We start from the raw sequence: 18,612 nt of genomic DNA, 5'->3' as shown, positions 1-18,612 counted from the left end.
GATGCGAGCAGGGATGCAGAAGAAGACGATTGCCGTGCTGGTGGGTATGGCGGTGAACATGGTGCCGGCGGGGGCGGCGGATGCGGGCGCCGATGCGGCACCCGCCGCGCCGGCAGCGCCGGCGTCGGGTGCGGCGGCGAACGGCGTGCTGCCGACGATCGCGGTGAAGGATCGCAAGGAAACCGCGACCGGGCCGGTGCAGGGCTTCGTTGCGTACCAGGGCGCGTCGGCAACGAAGACGGATACGCCGCTGCACGAAACGCCGCAGTCGGTGTCGGTGATCGGGCGCGACCAGCTCGACGCACGCAACGTGACGAACCTGAACGACGCGCTGCACTACACGGCCGGCGTGACGACCTACTACAGCAACGACACGCGTAACGACGCGTTCAACATTCGCGGCTTCAGTTCCGACTTCTTCTACCTCGACGGCACGCGGATGCCCGCGGTGGCGGGGCGCGCCCTCGACCAGTGGCGCGTCGACCCGTACCAGCTCGAGCGCATCGAGGTGCTGAAGGGGCCGGCGTCGGTGATGTACGGGCTCGGCGAGCCGGGCGGCGTCGTCAGCATGGTGTCGAAGATGCCGACCGACTACCAGCGCGGCCAGGTCGACCTGCTGGCGGGCAGCTACAACCACTACGGGGTCGGCGTCGACACGTCGGGCCCGGTCGATGCGGACGGCCGCGTGCTGTACCGCTTCATCGCGCAGGAAACCTATTCGCAGAACCAGGTCGATTCGGTGCACGGCACGCGCACGCTGGTGGCGCCGTCGGTGACGATCCGGCCGAACGCCGACACGTCGCTCACGCTGATGGCGAGCTATCTGCGCGACGACACGATGGACTCGAACAATTTCCTGCCGTACTACGGCACGGTCGCACCGACGAAGTTCGGCCAGCGGATCCCGACGAGCCTCGCGACCAGCAACCCGAACTACGAGAACTACGACAAGACGCAGTACTCGTTCGCGTACCTCTTCGAGCATCATCTCGGCACCGACTGGACGTTCAAGCAGAACTTCCGCTACTCGCACCTGGACCTCAACAACCAGGCGCTGTTCGGCTATTCGCTGAGCGCGGACCAGCAGACGATCCAGCGCGCGGCGATGAACCTGCAGTCGAGCTTCAACGTCGTCGACATCGACAACCAGTTGCTCGGCAAGGTCCGGACGGGCCCGGTCGAACACTCGCTGCTGTTCGGGTTCAACTACACGAACCAGAACTTCATGGACAACGAGGGGTACACGTACCGCGGCTACGCGCTGAACCTGTACAACCCGACCACCCTCAACGATCCGGTCATCGCGCCGTCGTTCAACGACACGCAGATGCGCCAGGTGCAGCGCCAGTTCGGCCTGTACGTGCAGGACCAGATGAAGTACAAGCGCTGGGTGCTGGTGCTGAGCGGGCGTGAGGACTGGGTGTCGTCGCGCACCGACGACAATCTCGGCGGCACGAGCACGTCGCAGCGCAACAGCGCGTTCAGCGGCCGCGCCGGGTTGATGTACCTGTTCGATTCGGGCTTCGCGCCGTACGTCAGCTATTCGACGTCGTTCCAGCCGGTGATCGGCAACGACGCGTACGGCAACCCGTACACGCCGCTGCGCTCGAAGCAGGTCGAGGTCGGCGTCAAGTACCAGCCGACCTTCATGAACGCGACGCTGACCGCCGCGCTGTTCGACCTGCGCCAGAACAACGCGCTGACGGCCTCGCCCGATCCGGCTTCCACCGGCAACGTCCAGACCGGCCAGATCCGCAGCCGCGGCCTCGAGCTCGAGGCGACCGCGGAGCTGACCGACAACCTGAAGCTGCTTGCCGCGTACACGCTGCAGGACGTGAAGATCACGCAAGGCAGCTCGGCGGACCCGACGGTCGGCAAGACGCCGACCGCGACGCCGCGCAACGTCGCGTCGCTGTGGCTCGACTACACGCTGTCGGGCGGCCCGCTGCGCGGCATGGGCTTCGGCGCCGGCGTGCAGTACATGGGTTCGAGCTATGCGACGAGCGACAACTCGCTGAGCGTCGGTTCGTTCACGGTTGCCGATGCGGCGGTTCACTACGACATTCCGCACTGGCGCTTCGTGCTGTCGGCGAACAACCTGTTCGACCGCACCTATGTCGCCCGCTGCGGCAATACCACGCGCTGCCAGTACGGTCAGCGTCGCAACGTGCTGCTGACTGCGCGCTATTCGTGGTAAACAGCATGATTTTGTGCTCGCAAGCCGTCGCCAGGGAGCCGTCATGCGCATGAACGATGTCCAGGTCGCGCCCGTCCTGCGCGCCGAAGGTCTCCACGTGAGGCTCGGCGCGCGGGTCGTGCTCGACAATCTGTCGGTCGGCTTCGAAGCCGGCCGCATTACCGCGCTCTGCGGGCCGAACGGCTGCGGCAAGAGCACGCTGCTGCGCTCGCTCGGCGGCCTGATCAAGCCATCCGCCGGGCGCGTGTGGCTGGACGGCCGGCCGCTCGGCGAGTTCGCGCCGCGCGAGCGCGCGCAGCGGCTCGCGATGCTCGCGCAGAATCCGCTCGTGCCGGAAGGCATGCTCGTCGAGGAACTCGTCGCGACCGGGCGTTATTGCTACACCGGGATCGCCGCCCGGCCGGGCGCCGACGATCGCGACGCCGTCGAGCGCGCGATCGAGCGCACCCATCTTCACGCGCTGCGCAAGCGCGATCTCGCCGAGCTGTCCGGCGGCGAGCGGCAGCGCGCGTTCATCGCGATGGCGCTCGCGCAGGGCGGCCGCGTGCTGCTGCTCGACGAGCCCACCACCTTCCTCGACATTCACCACCAGGTCGACGTGCTGAAGCTGATCCGCGATCTCGCGCGCGAGATGGGGCTGACCGTCGTATGGGTGCTGCACGACCTGAACCAGGCCGCCGCATTCAGCGACGAGATCATGCTGATGCGCGACGGCGCGATCCGCGCGCGCGGCGAGCCCGACGCGATCATGCAGCCGGACGTGCTCGAACCCGTGTTCGAGACGCCGATGCGGCGCTTCACGGTCGACGGCGAACCGGTCTGCCTGCCGAGGCTCGGTACATGAGCGGCGCGGCACCGATTTCCGCCGCCGCGCGCGTGCGCGACGGCGCGGGCTTTGCCGCCCTGGTCGCGGCCAGCGTCGTCGCGCTCGTCGCGATGCTCGCGTGGAATGCGCTGTTCGCATACGGCGCGCCGGTCGAACGACTCGCGGCGCTCGCCGATCCGCACGGCGCGGCGTGGCGGCTGTTCGTCGACGCGCAGTTGCCGCGCGTGCTCGCCGGCGCGCTCGCCGGCGCCGCGTTCGGCATCGCGGGCGCGATGCTGCAGGCCGTCACGCACAATCCGCTCGCATCGAGCGACCTGCTCGGCGTGACGACGGGGGCGCAACTCGGCCTCGTCGCGACCTTCATCTGGCCCGCGCTGCCGGTGTCGCCCGCGATATTCGCGGGCGGGCTCGCGGCCGCCGCGCTGACGTTCGGCGTCGCGGGCGGCTGGCGCGCGTCGCCGCTGCGGATGACGCTGGCCGGCGCGGCCGTCGCGCTCGCGCTCAATGCATTGCTGACCCTCGTGCTGACGCTCAGCGACGATTCGGCGGTGAGCGTCGTGCTGTGGAGCACGGGCTCGCTGCAGCAGATCGGCGCGGACGGCGTCGCGATCGCGTGCGTGCTGGCGCTGCCGGCCTTCGCGCTCGTGCTGCTGCTCGCGCGCGGGCTCGACCTGATCCGCCTCGGCGACGATCAGGCCAGCCTGCTCGGGCTGCGGCCGCAGGCGCTGCGCGCGCTGTGCGTATTGCTCGCGACCTGGCTGACGGCGGTCGCGATCGGCCGTGCGGGCCCGGTCGGCTTCGTCGGCCTGATCGCGCCGAACCTGCTGCGCAGCGCGGGCGTGCACCGGCCGTCGCGGCTCGTGCCGCTGTCGGCCCTGTGGGGCGCGGTGCTGCTGCTCGTCGCCGACGCGGTCGTGATCGCGGCCGGCGACGACGGACTGATGCCGCTCGGCGTGACGACCGCGCTGATCGGCACGCCGGTGCTGCTGATGATCCTGCGCCGCACCGCGGCGCCGACGCCGGCGCGCCTGATGATGGGCGCGGTCGAACGCACGGCCCGCACGCGCGCCGCGCCGCGCGGCTTCTTCATCGCCGGGGCGCTGGCGCTCGTCGTCGTCGCGTTGCTGACGGCTTCGCACGGCGCGAGCGGCGTGCCGTTCGGCGTGCTGGTGCGCGACTTCATCGCGGGCCGGCCGGAGGCGCTCGAGATCGTCGGGCTGCGCGTGCCGCGCACGCTGATCGCGATGCTGGGCGGTGCGTTGCTCGGCGCGAGCGGCATGCTGCTGCAGGGCATGACGCGCAATCCGCTCGCCGGCCCCGAAATGTTCGGCGGCACGGCCGCCGCGAGCCTCGTGATGCTGATCGTGATGCTGGTCGCCCCGGGCGCGACGGCGTCGGTCGCGTGGTGGGGCGTCCCGCTCGCGTGGGCCGGTTGTGCGGCCGCGCTCGGGTTCGTCGTCGCGCTGAACTGGCGTACCGGGCTCGAGCCGATGCGGGTGACGCTGACCGGGCTCGCCTGCGCGGCGCTGCTCGCGGCGGTGCTGAACGTCGTGCTGCTGCAGTTTCACGTGCACATCACGCAGGCGCTGAGCTGGCTCGTCGGCAGCACCTATGCGCAAGGCTGGGGCGCGCTCGCCGCGATGCTGCCGTGGGCGCTCGCGAGCCTGCCGTTCGCGTGGCGCGCGGGCCGCTGGCTCGAGCTGCTGTCGCTCGGCGACGCGTCGGCATCGGCGCTCGGCCTCGACGTGCCGCGCGCGCGGCTCGCGCTGCTCGCGGTCGCGAGCCTGATGACGGCGACGGCCGTGGCCGGCACCGGGCCGGTCGCGTTCGCCGGGCTCATCGCGCCGCACGCCGCGCGCCTCGCGGGCCTGCGCGGGCAGCGGGCGCAGATTGGCGCCGCGATGCTGATCGGCGCGCTGCTGCTCGGCGTCGCAGATTGCGTGGGCCGCGTCGCGTTCGCGCCGCGCGACCTGCCGCTCGGCATCCTGACGGCCGCGCTCGGCGCGCCGTATTTCCTGTGGCTGCTCGCACGCAGCTATCTGAGGCGGGCGCGATGATGACGGCCACCGCTCCGGATTTCGGCGCGCTGCTCGCGCGCCCCGCGCTCGCGGAGCTGCGCGACTATTGCACGTTCGAGGACGACGGCCGTCGCACGGTTCCGGGCGCGATCCTGCGCGACCCCGACGCGCTGGCGGCCGAACTCGCCCGCGCGGCCGAACGCGATCGCGAGGCGGGCGAGCGATCCGCGTGCGCGGCGAGCGCGACGACTCCCGCGCGCCGTGCGGCGCTGATGCGCGCGTATGCGTCGGAATGGTCGATCTACTTCGCAGGCACGATGCTGTATCTCGTCGCGGTGCCGGCGCTCGTTGCCGACGCCGTTCCCGACCTGTCGCTCGACGCGCTCGCGTTCGCGCCGGACGGCTATCCGAAGCGCGCGCGCATTGCCCGCACGCTGCGGCCGACGCACGGCAGCCGCGCGGCGCGTTACGGCGCGCTGCTCGGGGAAACGTTTCCGGCCGCCGTCGACGCGCTGCATCGCGCGAGCGGGTTGAGCCGCGAGATTCTGTGGGTGAATTTCGCGTCGCGGATCGATTCGGTGTTCCTGTCGCTTGCCGAGCACGTGCCGGCGTTCGCCGAGGCGGCGCTGGCCGAGCGCGATGCGCTGCTCGATGGCGCGCACCTGTTCGATGCGCATACGGCGAATCCGTACCGCGATGCGTTCCGGATGCAGCACGACGTGCATCCGCTCGCGCCCGAGCCGTTTCGCGTGCGGCGCAACTGCTGCCTGCGCTACGCGTTCGACGACCACTACAAGTACTGCACGACCTGCCCGTTGCTGAAGAAGCTGCCGATTGCCGAGCGCGACGCGCATTTTGCGCGGCTCGCCGAGTACGTGGATCATCACGACCACGACCACGACCACGACCACGACCACGACCACGACCACGACCACGACCACGACCACGACCACGACCACGGGCACGGTCATGGGCATGACCATGCCGACGCGGGGAGGGCGCATGGTGAATGAACATCGCCGTCGCGTGATCGCGGCCGCGCTCGCGCTGCCGCTCGTCGGCTGCTCCGGCAGCGGACGCGTCGTTGCGACGCCGCTCGGCGTGCGCTCGCCCGATCTGCCCGCGCGGGCGCGGCGGATCGTGTCGCTCGAATTCGTGTTCACCGAAGCGCTGCTGAGCGTCGACGTGCCGCTCGTCGGCGCGGCCGACCCCGACGTCTACCGTAGCTGGGTCGGCATCGACGCGAACAAGCTGCAAGGCGTCGTCTCGGTCGGCACGCGCCAGCAGCCCGACCTCGAGGCGATCGCCGCGCTGCGTCCCGACCTGATCGTCGGCTACGCGCAGCGTCACGCGCGGATCGCCGATCGGCTGGCCGCGATTGCGCCGACGGTGATCTACGATCTCGAACCGGCCCCCGGTGAAGAGGATGCGTATGTCCGGCTGACGCGCGTGTTCGACGATCTCGTCACGCGGGTCGGCGCGGACGCGGCTGCCCGCCCCGTGCGCGACCGTCTCGATGCGGCGATCGCGGCCGCGCGTGCGCACGTGCATGCGGCGGGGCTCGACGGCCAGCCGACCGCGCTCGTCAATCCGCTGTCGGGCGGAGCCGGCTTCTGGGGCTTCGATCGCCGCAGCTCGGTCGGCGCGCTGCTCGACCACGTCGGCCTGCGTAATGCATGGTCGGGCACGTCGGAGCGGCGGATGGGCGTGCGGCTCGGATTCGACGCGCTCGTCGCGCATCCGGACTGGATGCTGCTCGTGCTCGACGGCGCCGACGCGCCGTTGTACCGCGAGCCGCTGTGGCGCGCGTTGCCGTCGGTGGAGGCCGGACGCGTCGCGTTCATGCCGCGCCGCACGTGGACGTTCGGCGGCCCCGTCGCGATGACCGCGTTCGTCGAGCGCGTCGACGCGGCGCTGAACGGCATCGCGCGCCGCCCGGCGGGCTGACGGGGCAGGCAGCGCACGCGCCGCGCGCGTGCGTCGTCTGCCGTTCGTCGCTCGTCTACCGAATCGATTGATCGAATCGGTTCACCGCGCCGCGTCGCGTCACGCGACCGGCGCGCGGCTGTCGTCGACACCGCGTTTTTTTCTTCAGACCCCGCCATTCCCGCGCGGTCCCGCGAACCCGCGCCGCGCGAAGCGGGCCGGCCTCCTGCCGGTTCGCGCGCCGGTTCGCGCGCGATTTTTCTGAATAATTTCCGTCGTCATTCGTCATCTGAGGAAGACGCCCATGTCGCTTTCGCGCGGCATGTCACAGATGCTTTTCACGACGCCATCATGAATCAGCCATCCGCCCAGGAATCCGCGGCCGCCGCCGCTCCCGATCGTCACGCGATCTCGCTGCGCTATGCGTCGCTGCCCGAAGACAAGCGGGCGCTGCTGCGCGCCCGCGTCGGCGAATTGCGGATCGATCCCGCGCAGCTTCCGATCGTGCCGATCGCCTCGTCGACGGCGCGCGCGCCGCTCTCCGACAGCCAGACCCAGCTGTGGTTCCTGTCGCGGCTCGAACCCGACAGCGCGGCGTATCACATGAGCGGCGGCGTCCGCCTCGACGGTCCGCTCGACGTCGCGCGGGCGGCGGCGGCCGTGGCGGCGCTCGTCGAGCGCCACGAGACGCTGCGCACGCGCATCGTCGAGCATGACGGCGAAGCCGCGCAGGTCGTCGATGCGTTCGATCGCGCCACTGCGGCGGCTTATTGCGAGTACCACGACCTGCGGGGCGCGGACGGTATCGCGCCGGCCGATCGCGTCGCCGCGTTCGCGCAAACGTTCGCCGCCCGGCCGTTCGACTTCGAGCAAGGCCCGTTGTGGCGAATTGCGCTCGTCGCGCTCGGCGAGCACGCGCATCTGCTGCTGCTGACGATGCACCACGTGATCTCCGACGGCTGGTCGATGAGCGTGCTCGTGCGCGATTTCGCACTGGCCTATGCGGACGGCGCCGCGGCGCATGCGCCGCTGCCCGTGCAGTTTCGCGACTGCGTCGTGTGGCAGCGCGAATGGCGCGACGCCGCGCGTGAAACGGCGGATCTCGACTACTGGCGCGAGCGGCTCGGCGAGCCGCTCGATCCGCTCGCGTTGCCGTACGACCGCACGCGCGACGGCGTGCGCGACACGCGCGGCGCGCGCGTCGTGCGCGCATTCGATGCCGCACGCACGCAGGCGCTGCGCACGTTCGTGCGCGAGCGCCGGGCGACCGTGTCGGCGGTGCTGCTCGCGATCTATGCGATCCTGCTCGCGCGTCACAGCGGCCAGCGCACGCTGCGCATCGGCATGCCGCTCGCGAATCGCGAGCGCGCGGAGACGGCCGACCTGATCGGCTGCTTCGTCAACACGATCGTCGTCGATGCGACGTTCGACGGCGCGACGACCTTCGATGCGTTGCTCGCGCAGATCCAGCAGCGCATCGCCGGCGCGCTCGCGCATCAGTCGGTGCCGTTCGCGCGCGTCGTCGAGGCGCTCCGGCCGGCCCCCGTGCCGGGCGTGACGCCGGTGTTCCAGGCGATGTTCAACCTGCTCGAGGTCGCGGGCGACGGGCTGCCGTCGCTGCCGGGGCTGCGCGCGTCGGAGTGGCGCGCCGATGCGCCCGTCGCGCGTTTCGACATCACGCTCGACATCCGCGACGACGCGCGCGGTATCGAGTGCGCGTTCATCTATGCGACCGACGTGTTCGACGACGCGACGGTCGCGCGCATCGCGGACGACTACGCGAGCCTCGTCGACCAGATCGTCGGCGCGGCGGGCGGAATCGCGCTCGGCACATTGCAGGTCGGTGCGGCGGCCCCGTCGCGGGCGCCGCTGTACTGGCCGTTCGTGTCGCTCGCCGAACGGATGTTCTCGATGGCCGGCGAACGGCCCGATGCGCGCGCGGTGCATGCGGCCGACGCGCAGCTCGACTATCGGCAGCTCGCCGGCGCGGTCCGCGCACTCGCCGCGCGGCTCGTGCGCGCGGGCGTCGGTGCGGAGGAACGCGTCGGCGTTTGCGTGCAGCGCACGGCGGTGCTGCCCGTCGCGCTGTACGGCGTGCTCGCGAGCGGCGGCGCCTATGTGCCGCTCGATCCCGAGTATCCGCCGGACCGGCTGCGCTACATCGTCGAGGATGCGGGCATTCGCCGTGTCGTCGTCGATGCGCCATCGCACGCGCGCCTCGCGGCGCTGCTCGCGGGGCTCGACTGCATCGTCGTATCGGACGACGACGTGCGCGCCGCTACAGCGCCCGCGACGCTCGCGCTGCCCGATCCGCAGCCGGACCAGCTCGCCTACGTGATCTATACGTCGGGCTCGACCGGCCGGCCGAAGGGGGTCGGCGTCACGCATCGCAACGTCGTGCGCCTGCTCGACGCGACCCATGCGGACTTCGGCTTCGGCCCGGACGACGCATGGAGCGTGTTCCATTCCTATGCGTTCGATTTCTCGGTCTGGGAACTGTTCGGCGCGCTGTCGTACGGCGGCGTCGCCGTGATCGTGCCGGTCTGGGTTGCGCGTTCGCCGCGCGATTTCCATGCGCTGCTGCGCGACGCGCGCGTCACCGTGCTGAACCAGACGCCGTCCGCGTTCCTGCCGCTCACGCAGGCCGAACTCGAACTCGACGCGCCGCTGCCCGACCTGCGCTGCGTAATCTTCGGCGGCGAAAAGCTCGAACCGTCGTCGCTCGCGCGCTGGCTCGCGTGGCGCGGCCCGCGCGCGCCGCGCATCGTCAACATGTACGGGATCACCGAGACGACCGTGCACGTGACCGCGCGCGACATCGCGCTGGCCGACGCGACCCGTGCGCACGCGCCGAGCTTCATCGGCGAGCCGATCGCCGACCTGAGCCTGCAGGTGCTCGACGCCGACCTGAACCCCGCGCCGTTCGGCGTGTACGGCGAACTGTGCGTGGGCGGAGCCGGCCTCGCGCGCGGCTACCTCGGCCGCGCGGCGCTCACGGCCGAGCGCTTCGTGCCCGATCCGTTCGGCCCGCCCGGTGCGCGCCTGTATCGCTCGGGCGACGTCGCGCGGCGCCATGCCGACGGCGAACTCGAATACGTCGGCCGCAACGACGCGCAGGTGAAAATTCGCGGCTTCCGGATCGAGCCGGGCGAAATCCAGGCCGTGCTCGCGACGCATCCGGACATCCGCTCGGTCGTCGTGGTGCCGCGCGCCGATCCGCAGGGCGGCAAGCGGCTCGTCGCGTACTGGGTCGGCGCGGTGCTCGACACGGGCGCGCTGCGTGCGTTCGCGGCCGAGCGGCTGCCCGCGCACATGGTGCCGGCCGCGTTCATGCAGGTCGATGCGCTGCCGCTCACGCTCAACGGCAAGCTCGACGTGCGCGCGCTGCCCGAGCCGGTCGCATCGGCCGGCGCGCGCGAACATGTCGCGCCGTCGACGCCCGCGGAAATCGCGCTCGCCGAGATCTGGCGCGACGTGCTCGGCAGCGCCGCGCCGGGGGCCGCCGACGATTTCTTCGCACTGGGCGGTCATTCGCTGAGCGCGGTCAAGGTCGTTGCGCGCGTGCGCGAACGGCTCGGCGTCGCGCTGCCGTTGCAACAGGTATTCAACCTGCCCGTGCTGCGCGACTGCGCGGCGGAAATCGCGCGTCTGAAGCACGGCGACGCGGCGGCCCGCCCGGACGGCGCGGTGCGCTCGATGCACACGCCCGCGCCGATCGCGCGGCGTCCCGATACCGACGATGCGCCGCTGTCGCTCGCGCAGGAACGGATGTGGGTGCTGTGGCAACTCGAGCCCGACAGCCCCGCCTATCACGTGCCGGGCGCGGTGCGCCTGAAGGGCGCGCTCGACGCGGCCGCATTGCGCGCGGCGTTCGATCGCATCGTCGCGCGTCACGACGCGCTGCGCGCGACGTTCGTCGCGGTCGACGGCCGGCCGGTGCAGCGCATCGGCGCCGACGTCCGCTATGCGTGGCGCGCCGGGGCGGTGGCGCCCGACGCGCTCGCCGACACGCTGCGCGCCTGCGTGCGCGAGCCGTTCGATCTGGAGCACGGGCCGCTGCTGCGTGTGGCGCTGCTGTCGACCGGCCCCGACGAGCACGTGCTCGCGGTCGTCATGCATCACATCGTGTCCGACGGCTGGTCGATGAACCTGCTGATCGACGAGCTGTGCACGTGCTACGAGGCGTCGCGGCGCGGCGTCGAGCCGGTGCTGCCGCCGTTGCCGATCCAGTGCGCGGATCACGCGTACTGGGAACGCTCGAGCGGCGTGCGCGAGACCGATCTCGCGTGGTGGCTCGAACGTCTCGCGGGCGACGAACAGCCCGTGCTCGCGCTGCCGCTCGCACGGCCGCGTCCCGCGCAGCGCACCGGCGCGGGCGCACGCAGCATTCGCCGGCTCGCCGGCGCCGACGCGCGCGTGTTGCGCGATGCCGCGCAACGTCACGGCACGACGCTGTTCATGCTGCTGCTGGCGTGCTATGAAGCGCTGCTGCATCGCTACAGCGGGCAGTCCGATCTGCGGATCGGCATTCCGGTCGCGAACCGCGAGCGGCTCGAGACCGAGTCGCTGATCGGCTTCTTCATCAATACGTTGGTGATTCGCGCGGACGTCGCGGCCGACCAGCCGTTCGACACGCTGCTCGCGCAGACGCGCGCCGCCGTGCTCGACGCGCAGGCGCACGCGTCGGTGCCGTTCGCGCAGCTCGTCGACGCGCTGCAGCCGCAGCGCGATCTCGGGCTCACGCCGCTGTTCCAGGCGATGTTCAACCTGCAGGTCGTGCCGCCGGGCCAGTTCGCGACGCTGTCGGGCATCACCGTCGATGCGCTCGACCTGCCGGTGCTCGGCGGCGAGACCGCCCAGTTCGACCTGATGCTCGACGTGACCGACCAGGGCGATGCGTTGCGGCTGTCGTTCGGTTATGCGACCGACGTGCTCGATGCGGCGACGATCGATGCGTTCGCCGATCACTTCGTCGCGTGTGCGCGATTCGTCGCGAACGCGCCCGCGTGCGCGCTCGGCGCGCTTCCGCTCGCCGTGCCGGCCGGGGCCGCCGCCGCGCGTCCGTACCGGTCGGTGCCCGCGCGCGTGCTCGAACAGGCGCAAGCGCAGCCGGGCGCGATTGCACTGCGTTCGCCGGCCACGCCGGCCGAGGCCGAATTCGACCGCGCGACGCTCGATGCGCGCGCCGCGCGCATCGGCGCCGCGTTGCGGGCGGCCGGCGCCGGCGTCGATACGTGCGTCGGCTTGTGCGTCGCGCGGTCGCCGTCGATGGTCGCCGCGCTGTTCGGCATCTGGCGCGCGGGCGCCGCGTTCGTGCCGCTCGATCCCGGATATCCGGTCGAACGGCTTGCGCAGATCGTCGAGGATGCGGGCATCGCGCACGTCGTGGTCGACCGCGCGAGCGCCGCGCAACTGCGCGACGTGCTCGCGGGGCTCACGCTGCACGTGGTCGAGGATCTCGCCGACGCCGCGCTGCCGGCCGCGCCGCCGCACGATCCGCATCCGCTGCAGCTCGCCTACGTGATGTACACGTCGGGCTCGACCGGCAAGCCGAAGGGCGTCGCGATGACGCATGCGGCGCTGTCGGTGCACGTCGACGACATGCTCGCGCGCTTCGGCATCGACGCGGCCGACCGCGTGCTGCAGTTCTCGACGATCAATTTCGACGCGTCGCTCGAACAGCTGCTGCCCGCGCTGACGGTCGGCGCGCGCGTCGTGCTGCGCGGCCCCGACCTGTGGAGCTGGCCGGAATTCAACGCGGTGCTGCGCGACGAGGCCGTCACGGTCGCGGATCTGCCGACCGCGTTCTGGCAGCAATGGCTGCGCGACCTGCCGGCCGACCCGGCCGCGATGCGGCTCGTCACGGTCGGCGGCGAGGCGCTGAACGGCGAGGCGCTGGCGCGCTGGTTCGCGAGCCCGATGGGGCGCGTGCGTTTCGAGAACACCTATGGCCCGACCGAAGCCGCGATCTCGGCGCTGAGCCGCCACACCGGCGCGGCCGATGCGGATGCGCCGGTCGTGACGATCGGCACGCCGTATCCGGGGCGCGCGGCCTATGTGCTCGACGCGGCCGGGAATGCGATGCCGGACGGCGCGGCAGGCGAGCTTTGCCTCGGCGGCGAGGCGCTCGCGCGCGGCTATCTCGGCCGCCCGGCGGCAACCGCCGAACGCTTCAGGCCCGATCCGTTCGGCGCGCCGGGTGCGCGGCTGTACCGGACCGGTGACCTGTGCCGCGTGCGCGCGGGCGATCCGGCGCGTGCGGTCGACTATCTCGGCCGCGACGACCGCCAGGTGAAACTGCGCGGTTACCGGATCGAGCTGCCCGAAGTCGAAGGCGCGCTGCGTGCGCTGCCGGGCGTGCGCGAGGCGGTCGCGATCGTCGGCGGGACCGGCGACGACCGCAAGCTGTTTGCGTACGCGGTGGCGGACGCGGCCGGCGACGCGCTGCATGCGGCGCTCGCCCTGCGCTTGCCCGCGTACATGATGCCGGCCGCCGTCGTCGTGCTCGACGCGTTGCCGCTCACGCCGAACGGCAAGGTCGACAAACGCGCGCTGCCGCAGCCGCGGATCGAGCCGGTCGCGACGACGCATGAACCCGCCGCCGCGCGCGATGCGCGCGAAGCGCGGCTGCTGGCGATCTGGCGCGACGTGCTCGGCCGCGCGGACATCGGCGTCGACGACAACTTTTTCGCGCTGGGCGGCGATTCGATCCAGGCGATCCAGGCGATCAGCCGCGCCCGCGCCGACGGCCTGATGCTGACGGTGCGCGAGCTGTTCGAGCACCAGACGATCGCCGCGCTCGCGCAGCGCGTGCCGGAGCAGGCCGTGGCGCGCGCGTATCGCGAGATCGCGGGCCCGCTGCCGCTCGCGCCGATCCAGCAATGGTTCTTCGCCGAGCATCCGGACGGGCCGCGTCACTGGAACCAGTCGGTGCTGCTGGCGTCGGATACGCGCCTGCCGGCCGATCGGGTGGAAGCGGCCGTGCGCGCGGTGACGAGCCGTCACGACGCGCTGCGTTTGCGCTTCGCGCGCGACGGGCAGGGTCGCTGGACGCAGCAGGTGGCGGCGCAGGAGCGTTTCGAGCTGGAACGTGTGGACCTGACGGGCGAAGGCGACTGGCGCGCGGCGCTGTCGTCGCACGGCGCGCGGGTGCAGGCGTCGCTGGATCTGGCGCACGGGCCGCTGTGGCGCGCGACGCTGTTCGACCTGCCGGAAGGCGGGTCGCGCCTGCTGCTGGTCGTGCATCACCTGGCGGTGGACGGGGTGTCGTGGCGGGTGCTGCTCGAGGAGCTGGGCCAGGCCTACGAACAGGTGTCGTCGGGCGCGCCGCTGGCGCTGCCGGAACGCAGCATGAGCTGGAGCGAGTGGAGCGACGCGCTGGCGGCGCATGCACAGAGTGATGCGGTTCGCGGCGAGCTGGACACGTGGCGCACGCAACTGGCGCCGACGTCGGGCTGGGATGACGCACGGCGCGCACGTGGCGGCCTGCCGCTGGCGGCGCCGCTGACGGAGGTGGACGCGACGCTGGGCGCGAGCCGGCTGATTCGCCGGAGCCTGGATGCGGCGAGCACGCGCGCGTTGCTCCAGGACGTGCCGGGTGCGTATCGCAGCCGGGTGGATGAAGTGCTGGTGGCGGCGCTGGTCGACGCGTTGTCGTCGTGGAGCGGCGAGCAGGGCGTGCTGGTAGAGCTGGAAGGGCACGGCCGCGAGGACGTGGTGGAAGGCGCGGACCTGACGCGCACGGTGGGCTGGTTCACGACGCGCTACCCGGTGTGGTTCGCGTCGCAGGGAGAGGGCGCACGGACGCTGGCCGGAGTGAAGGCGGCGTTGCGCGCGGTGCCGCACAAGGGGATGCACTACGGGGTGCTGGAATACCTGGCGCCTGAAGCGGAGCGGTCGGCGGTGCGCGCCTTGCCGCGCGCGCAGGTGAGCTTCAACTACCTGGGCCAGTTCGGACAGGAAGGCGACCGGCGCGGCCCGATGCGGCTGGCTACCGGCGAACATGCCGGCGACGCGCTGAGTGCCGACGCCGCATGCCATTACGCACTGGAAATGAACGCACTCGTCGTCGACGGCGTGCTGTCGATCGACTGGCGCTACCTGCCGGCGCTGATCGATGCCGCGCACGCGACGGCGATCGTCGACGCGTTCGACGTGCTGCTCGCCGCGCTGATCGCGGCGCGGCCCGACGGACTCGCGCCGTTGCCCGACGAGCCTGCGCCGTCCGGTTTCGACAGCGACCTCGCCGACGACGATCTCGACGCGCTGCTCGACCAGATCGGCGACTGACGCGACGCCGCCTTCGGGCGGCGCATTCCGACACAAAACGGTAACGATTCTTATTAACGATGAGCGAAACCAACCCGACGCAAGCGGATTTCCGCCGCAAGAGCAACATCGAATCCTTGCACCGGCTGCTCGGCGTGCAGCCGGGCCTGATCACGCAATCGCTGCAGGCCGGCGCTGACGATCCGTATTACTCGCAGTACGTGTTCGAATTCGAAGGCACGGTGTCCGAACCGGCGTTCGACGCCGCGTGGCGCGACGTGATCGCGCGCCACGAGATCCTGCGCGCCGATTTCCGCTGGGAAGGGCTGGCGCAGCCCGCGATGATCGTCTACCGGCAGACGGACGCCGGCTGCGCGTGCCACGACTGGCGCGGGCTGTCCGGCGACGAGCAGCGTGCGCGGCTCGCGAGCGACTGGGAGGCGCGCCGCGCCGCGGGCTTCGACCTCGCGCACGCGGCATCGCTCGACCTGCAACTGATCCGGGTCGGCGACGCGCGCTACTGGTTCGTGTGGCGCCTGCACCATGTGCAGCTCGACGGATGGAGCCTGCCGATCGTGCTGCGCGAGGCGATGACGCGCTACGTCGCGCGCACGGCGGGCGTGGGTGAGCTGCCGGCCGCGCCGCGCCTCGATGCCTATCGCCGCTGGCTCGGCGCGCAGGAAGCGGGCGCCGCGGAAGCGCGCTGGTGCGACGCGCTCGCCGACCTGACGGTGCCGACGCCGCTGCCCGAGAGCAGCGGCGAGCCGCAGGCGGAGCGCCGCTACGCGGAACGCCGCGTGCGGCTCGACGCGGACGAGGCCGCCGCGCTCGCGGAATTCGCGCGGGCGCAGCGCGTGACGCTCGGCACCGTCGTGCAGGCCGCGTGGGCGCTGCTGCTGGCGCGCCATGCCGACCGCGAGGAGGCCGTATTCGGCGTCACGGCGGCCGGCCGGCCAGCCGAAATCGATGCGATGGACGCGATGGTCGGGGTGTTCATCAACACGGTGCCGATGCCCGTGCGGCTGAACGCGTCGCAGACGCTCGGCGACTGGCTGCGCGCGCTGCAGGCGCAGGCGTTTTCGCTGCGCGCGGTCGAGCATGTGCCGCTCGCGCGCATCCAGGCCGTCGCGAACGGCGGCCGTGCGCTGTTCGACAGCATCGTCGTGGTCGAGAACTATCCGGTCGATGCGAGCGGCGCGCGGGCGGGCGACCTGCAGGTGCGCATGCTCGGCGCGGCCGATGCGGCCGAGCCCGGCATGCGCTACACCGACGGGCGCAACCCGTACCCGCTGAGCCTGATCGTCGCGCCGGGCGCGCGCTTCGACTACGTGCTCGCCTACGACACGCGCCGCTTTTCGCACGACACGATCGAGCGCGTCGGCGCGCAGCTTCGCGCGCTGCTCGCCGCGTTCGTCGCGCATCCGGCGCAACCGCTCGGCATGTTCGGCCTGGCGGCCGCGGCGGCGGGTTCCGCACGCGCGCTGCCGGCCGCGGATCAGGCGCTGGTCGCGCGGATCGCGTCGCATGTCGCCGCATGGCCGGATCGCGACGCGCTGTCCGACGGCGTCACGACGCTCGACTGGCGCACGCTGTGGGCGCGCGCGGGCGAACTCGCGCAGCGGCTCGTCGCCGCCGGCGTGCGGCGTGAATCGCGGGTCGCGATCGCGCTGCCGCGCGGTATCGAATTCGTGCAGGCCGTGCTGGCCGTGTGGCGCGCGGGCGGCGCATACGTGCCGCTCGATGTCGGCGCGCCGGCCGAGCGGCTCGCCTGGCAGGCCACCGACAGCGGCGCGCAATGCGTGATCGCCGACGCGGCCGCCGACGCGTGGCGTCCCGCGTCGCTCGCGCGCGTCGCGCCGCACGCCGAAGGCGCGGCCGCCGACGTGGCCGACGTCGCCGACCTCGACGCGCAGCCGCTGCCCGGCCAACTGGCCTACCTGATCTACACGTCGGGCTCGACCGGCCGTCCGAAGGGCGTGATGGTGAGCCACGATGCGCTGTCGGCGTATCTGCAGGGCGTCGTCGCGCGGCTGCCGGACGGCATCGCGCGCGCGGCGTACCTGTCGACGCCCGCGGCCGACCTCGGTCACACGACGTTGTTCGGCGCACTGTGGGCCGGCTGGACGCTGCACGTGCCGCCTGAGGCGCTGAGCTTCGATCCCGACGCGTGCGGCGAGTATTTCGCGCGGCACCGGATCGATCTGCTGAAGATCGTGCCGTCGCACCTGAGCGGCCTGCTGCAGGCCGCGCGTCCCGAACAGGTGCTGCCGGCGCGCGGCCTCGTGCTCGGCGGCGAATCGGCGGGCGCCGCGCTGCTCGACCGGATCGAGGCGCTCGCGCCCGGCTGCGTCGTGCTGAACCATTACGGCCCGACCGAGACGACGGTCGGCGCGCTGACCTGGCGCCGCAGCGACGATCCGGCGGCCGGCTGGCCGCTCGGCGTGCCGCTCGCGCATGCGCGCGTCGCGTTGCTCGATGCGCACGGCAATCCGGCCGGCGACGGCGCGCGCGGCGAGATCTGCATCGGCGGCGCGGCCGTTGCGCGCGGCTACGAGGGCCGGCCCGCGCTGACGGCCGAACGCTTCGTGCCCGATCCGGCCGGCAACGGCGCGCGGCTCTACCGGACGGGCGACCGCGGCCGGCTCGATGCACAGGGCCGCTTCGTGTTCCTCGGCCGCCGCGACGACCAGGTGAAGATTCGCGGCTACCGCGTCGAGCCCGAGGAAGTCGGCGCATGCCTGCGCGCGCTGCCGGGCGTGCGCGACGGCGTCGTGATCGCGCGCGAGGACGAGACGGGGCGCGTGCAGCTGCATGCGTTCGCGACGGGCGCCGGGCTGCGCGGCGACGCGCTGCGCGCGGCGCTCGCACAGACGCTGCCGGATGCGCTGGTGCCGGACACCTTCACGGTGCTCGACGCGCTGCCGCTCACGCCGAACGGCAAGATCGACCGTCGCGCGCTGACGCCGGCGGGCGACGCGGCCGACGGCCGCGCGCGGGTCGCGCCGCGCAACGATGCCGAGGCGACGCTGCTCGGCATCTGGCAGGCGGCGCTGGGTCGCGACGACATCGGCGTGACCGACAACTTCTTCGAGATCGGCGGCGATTCGATCCTGAGCCTGCGGATCATCGCGAAGGCGCGGCAGGCCGGGCTCGGCCTCACGCCGAAGCAGGTGTTCGACCATCCGACGATCGAGGCGGCCGCGGCCGTCGCGCGCCCGGTCGTGCCGAAGGCGCCCGGCGCGCGCAAGCCGGCCCAGGCCGGCGTGGCGCGAACGCTGCCGCTCACGCCGATCCAGCAACGGTTCTTTGCCGAGCATCCGGACGGGCCGCGTCACTGGAACCAGTCGGTGCTGCTGGCGTCGGATACGCGCCTGCCG

General features: G+C 72.1%; 7 protein-coding genes. All 7 read left to right on the top strand.

The window, feature by feature from the left end; all coding sequences use genetic code 11:
• Positions 1-13 precede the first annotated feature (13 nt).
• Complete coding sequence (locus GQ57_RS24095) at positions 14-2,197, top strand: TonB-dependent siderophore receptor (protein ID WP_034199241.1); 2,184 nt, start codon at positions 14-16, stop codon at positions 2,195-2,197.
• A gap of 43 nt (positions 2,198-2,240) precedes the next feature.
• Positions 2,241-3,041, top strand: a complete 801-nt coding sequence (locus GQ57_RS24090) for an ABC transporter ATP-binding protein (protein ID WP_052001471.1) — start codon at positions 2,241-2,243, stop codon at positions 3,039-3,041.
• Positions 3,038-5,080 (top strand): iron ABC transporter permease, encoded by a 2,043-nt coding sequence (locus GQ57_RS24085; protein WP_034199240.1) that lies wholly within the window; start codon positions 3,038-3,040, stop codon positions 5,078-5,080. The genes GQ57_RS24090 and GQ57_RS24085 overlap by 4 nt, the downstream gene beginning before the upstream one ends.
• Positions 5,077-6,054: a siderophore-iron reductase FhuF gene (gene fhuF / locus GQ57_RS24080; RefSeq protein ID WP_081896758.1), complete on the top strand. Its 978-nt coding sequence runs from the start codon at positions 5,077-5,079 to the stop codon at positions 6,052-6,054. Before GQ57_RS24085 ends, fhuF begins: the two co-directional genes overlap by 4 nt.
• Positions 6,044-6,988: an ABC transporter substrate-binding protein gene (locus GQ57_RS24075; RefSeq protein WP_034199238.1), complete on the top strand. Its 945-nt coding sequence runs from the start codon at positions 6,044-6,046 to the stop codon at positions 6,986-6,988. The genes fhuF and GQ57_RS24075 overlap by 11 nt, the downstream gene beginning before the upstream one ends.
• A gap of 330 nt (positions 6,989-7,318) precedes the next feature.
• Complete coding sequence (locus GQ57_RS24070) at positions 7,319-15,256, top strand: non-ribosomal peptide synthetase (protein WP_052001470.1); 7,938 nt, start codon at positions 7,319-7,321, stop codon at positions 15,254-15,256.
• A 59-nt stretch (positions 15,257-15,315) separates the two neighbouring features.
• Positions 15,316-18,612, top strand: a 3,297-nt coding sequence (locus GQ57_RS24065) for a non-ribosomal peptide synthetase (protein ID WP_152603341.1), incomplete at its 3' end; no start/stop codon positions are given.

It is taken from the genome of Burkholderia sp. MSh2 (assembly GCF_000731655.1).
GTDB classification, from domain to species: domain Bacteria; phylum Pseudomonadota; class Gammaproteobacteria; order Burkholderiales; family Burkholderiaceae; genus Burkholderia; species Burkholderia paludis.
This window is presented reverse-complemented; position numbering and strand designations above follow the sequence as displayed.

Bases quoted from the DNA above. Each gene is read 5' to 3' on its own strand.
- GQ57_RS24095 (WP_034199241.1), top strand. From the start codon at position 14: ATGCAGAAGAAGACGATTGCCGTGCTGGTGGGTATGGCGGTGAACATG.
- GQ57_RS24090 (WP_052001471.1), top strand. From the start codon at position 2,241: ATGCGCATGAACGATGTCCAGGTCGCGCCCGTCCTGCGCGCCGAAGGT.
- GQ57_RS24085 (WP_034199240.1), top strand. From the start codon at position 3,038: ATGAGCGGCGCGGCACCGATTTCCGCCGCCGCGCGCGTGCGCGACGGC.
- fhuF (WP_081896758.1), top strand. From the start codon at position 5,077: ATGATGACGGCCACCGCTCCGGATTTCGGCGCGCTGCTCGCGCGCCCC.
- GQ57_RS24075 (WP_034199238.1), top strand. From the start codon at position 6,044: ATGGTGAATGAACATCGCCGTCGCGTGATCGCGGCCGCGCTCGCGCTG.
- GQ57_RS24070 (WP_052001470.1), top strand. From the start codon at position 7,319: ATGAATCAGCCATCCGCCCAGGAATCCGCGGCCGCCGCCGCTCCCGAT.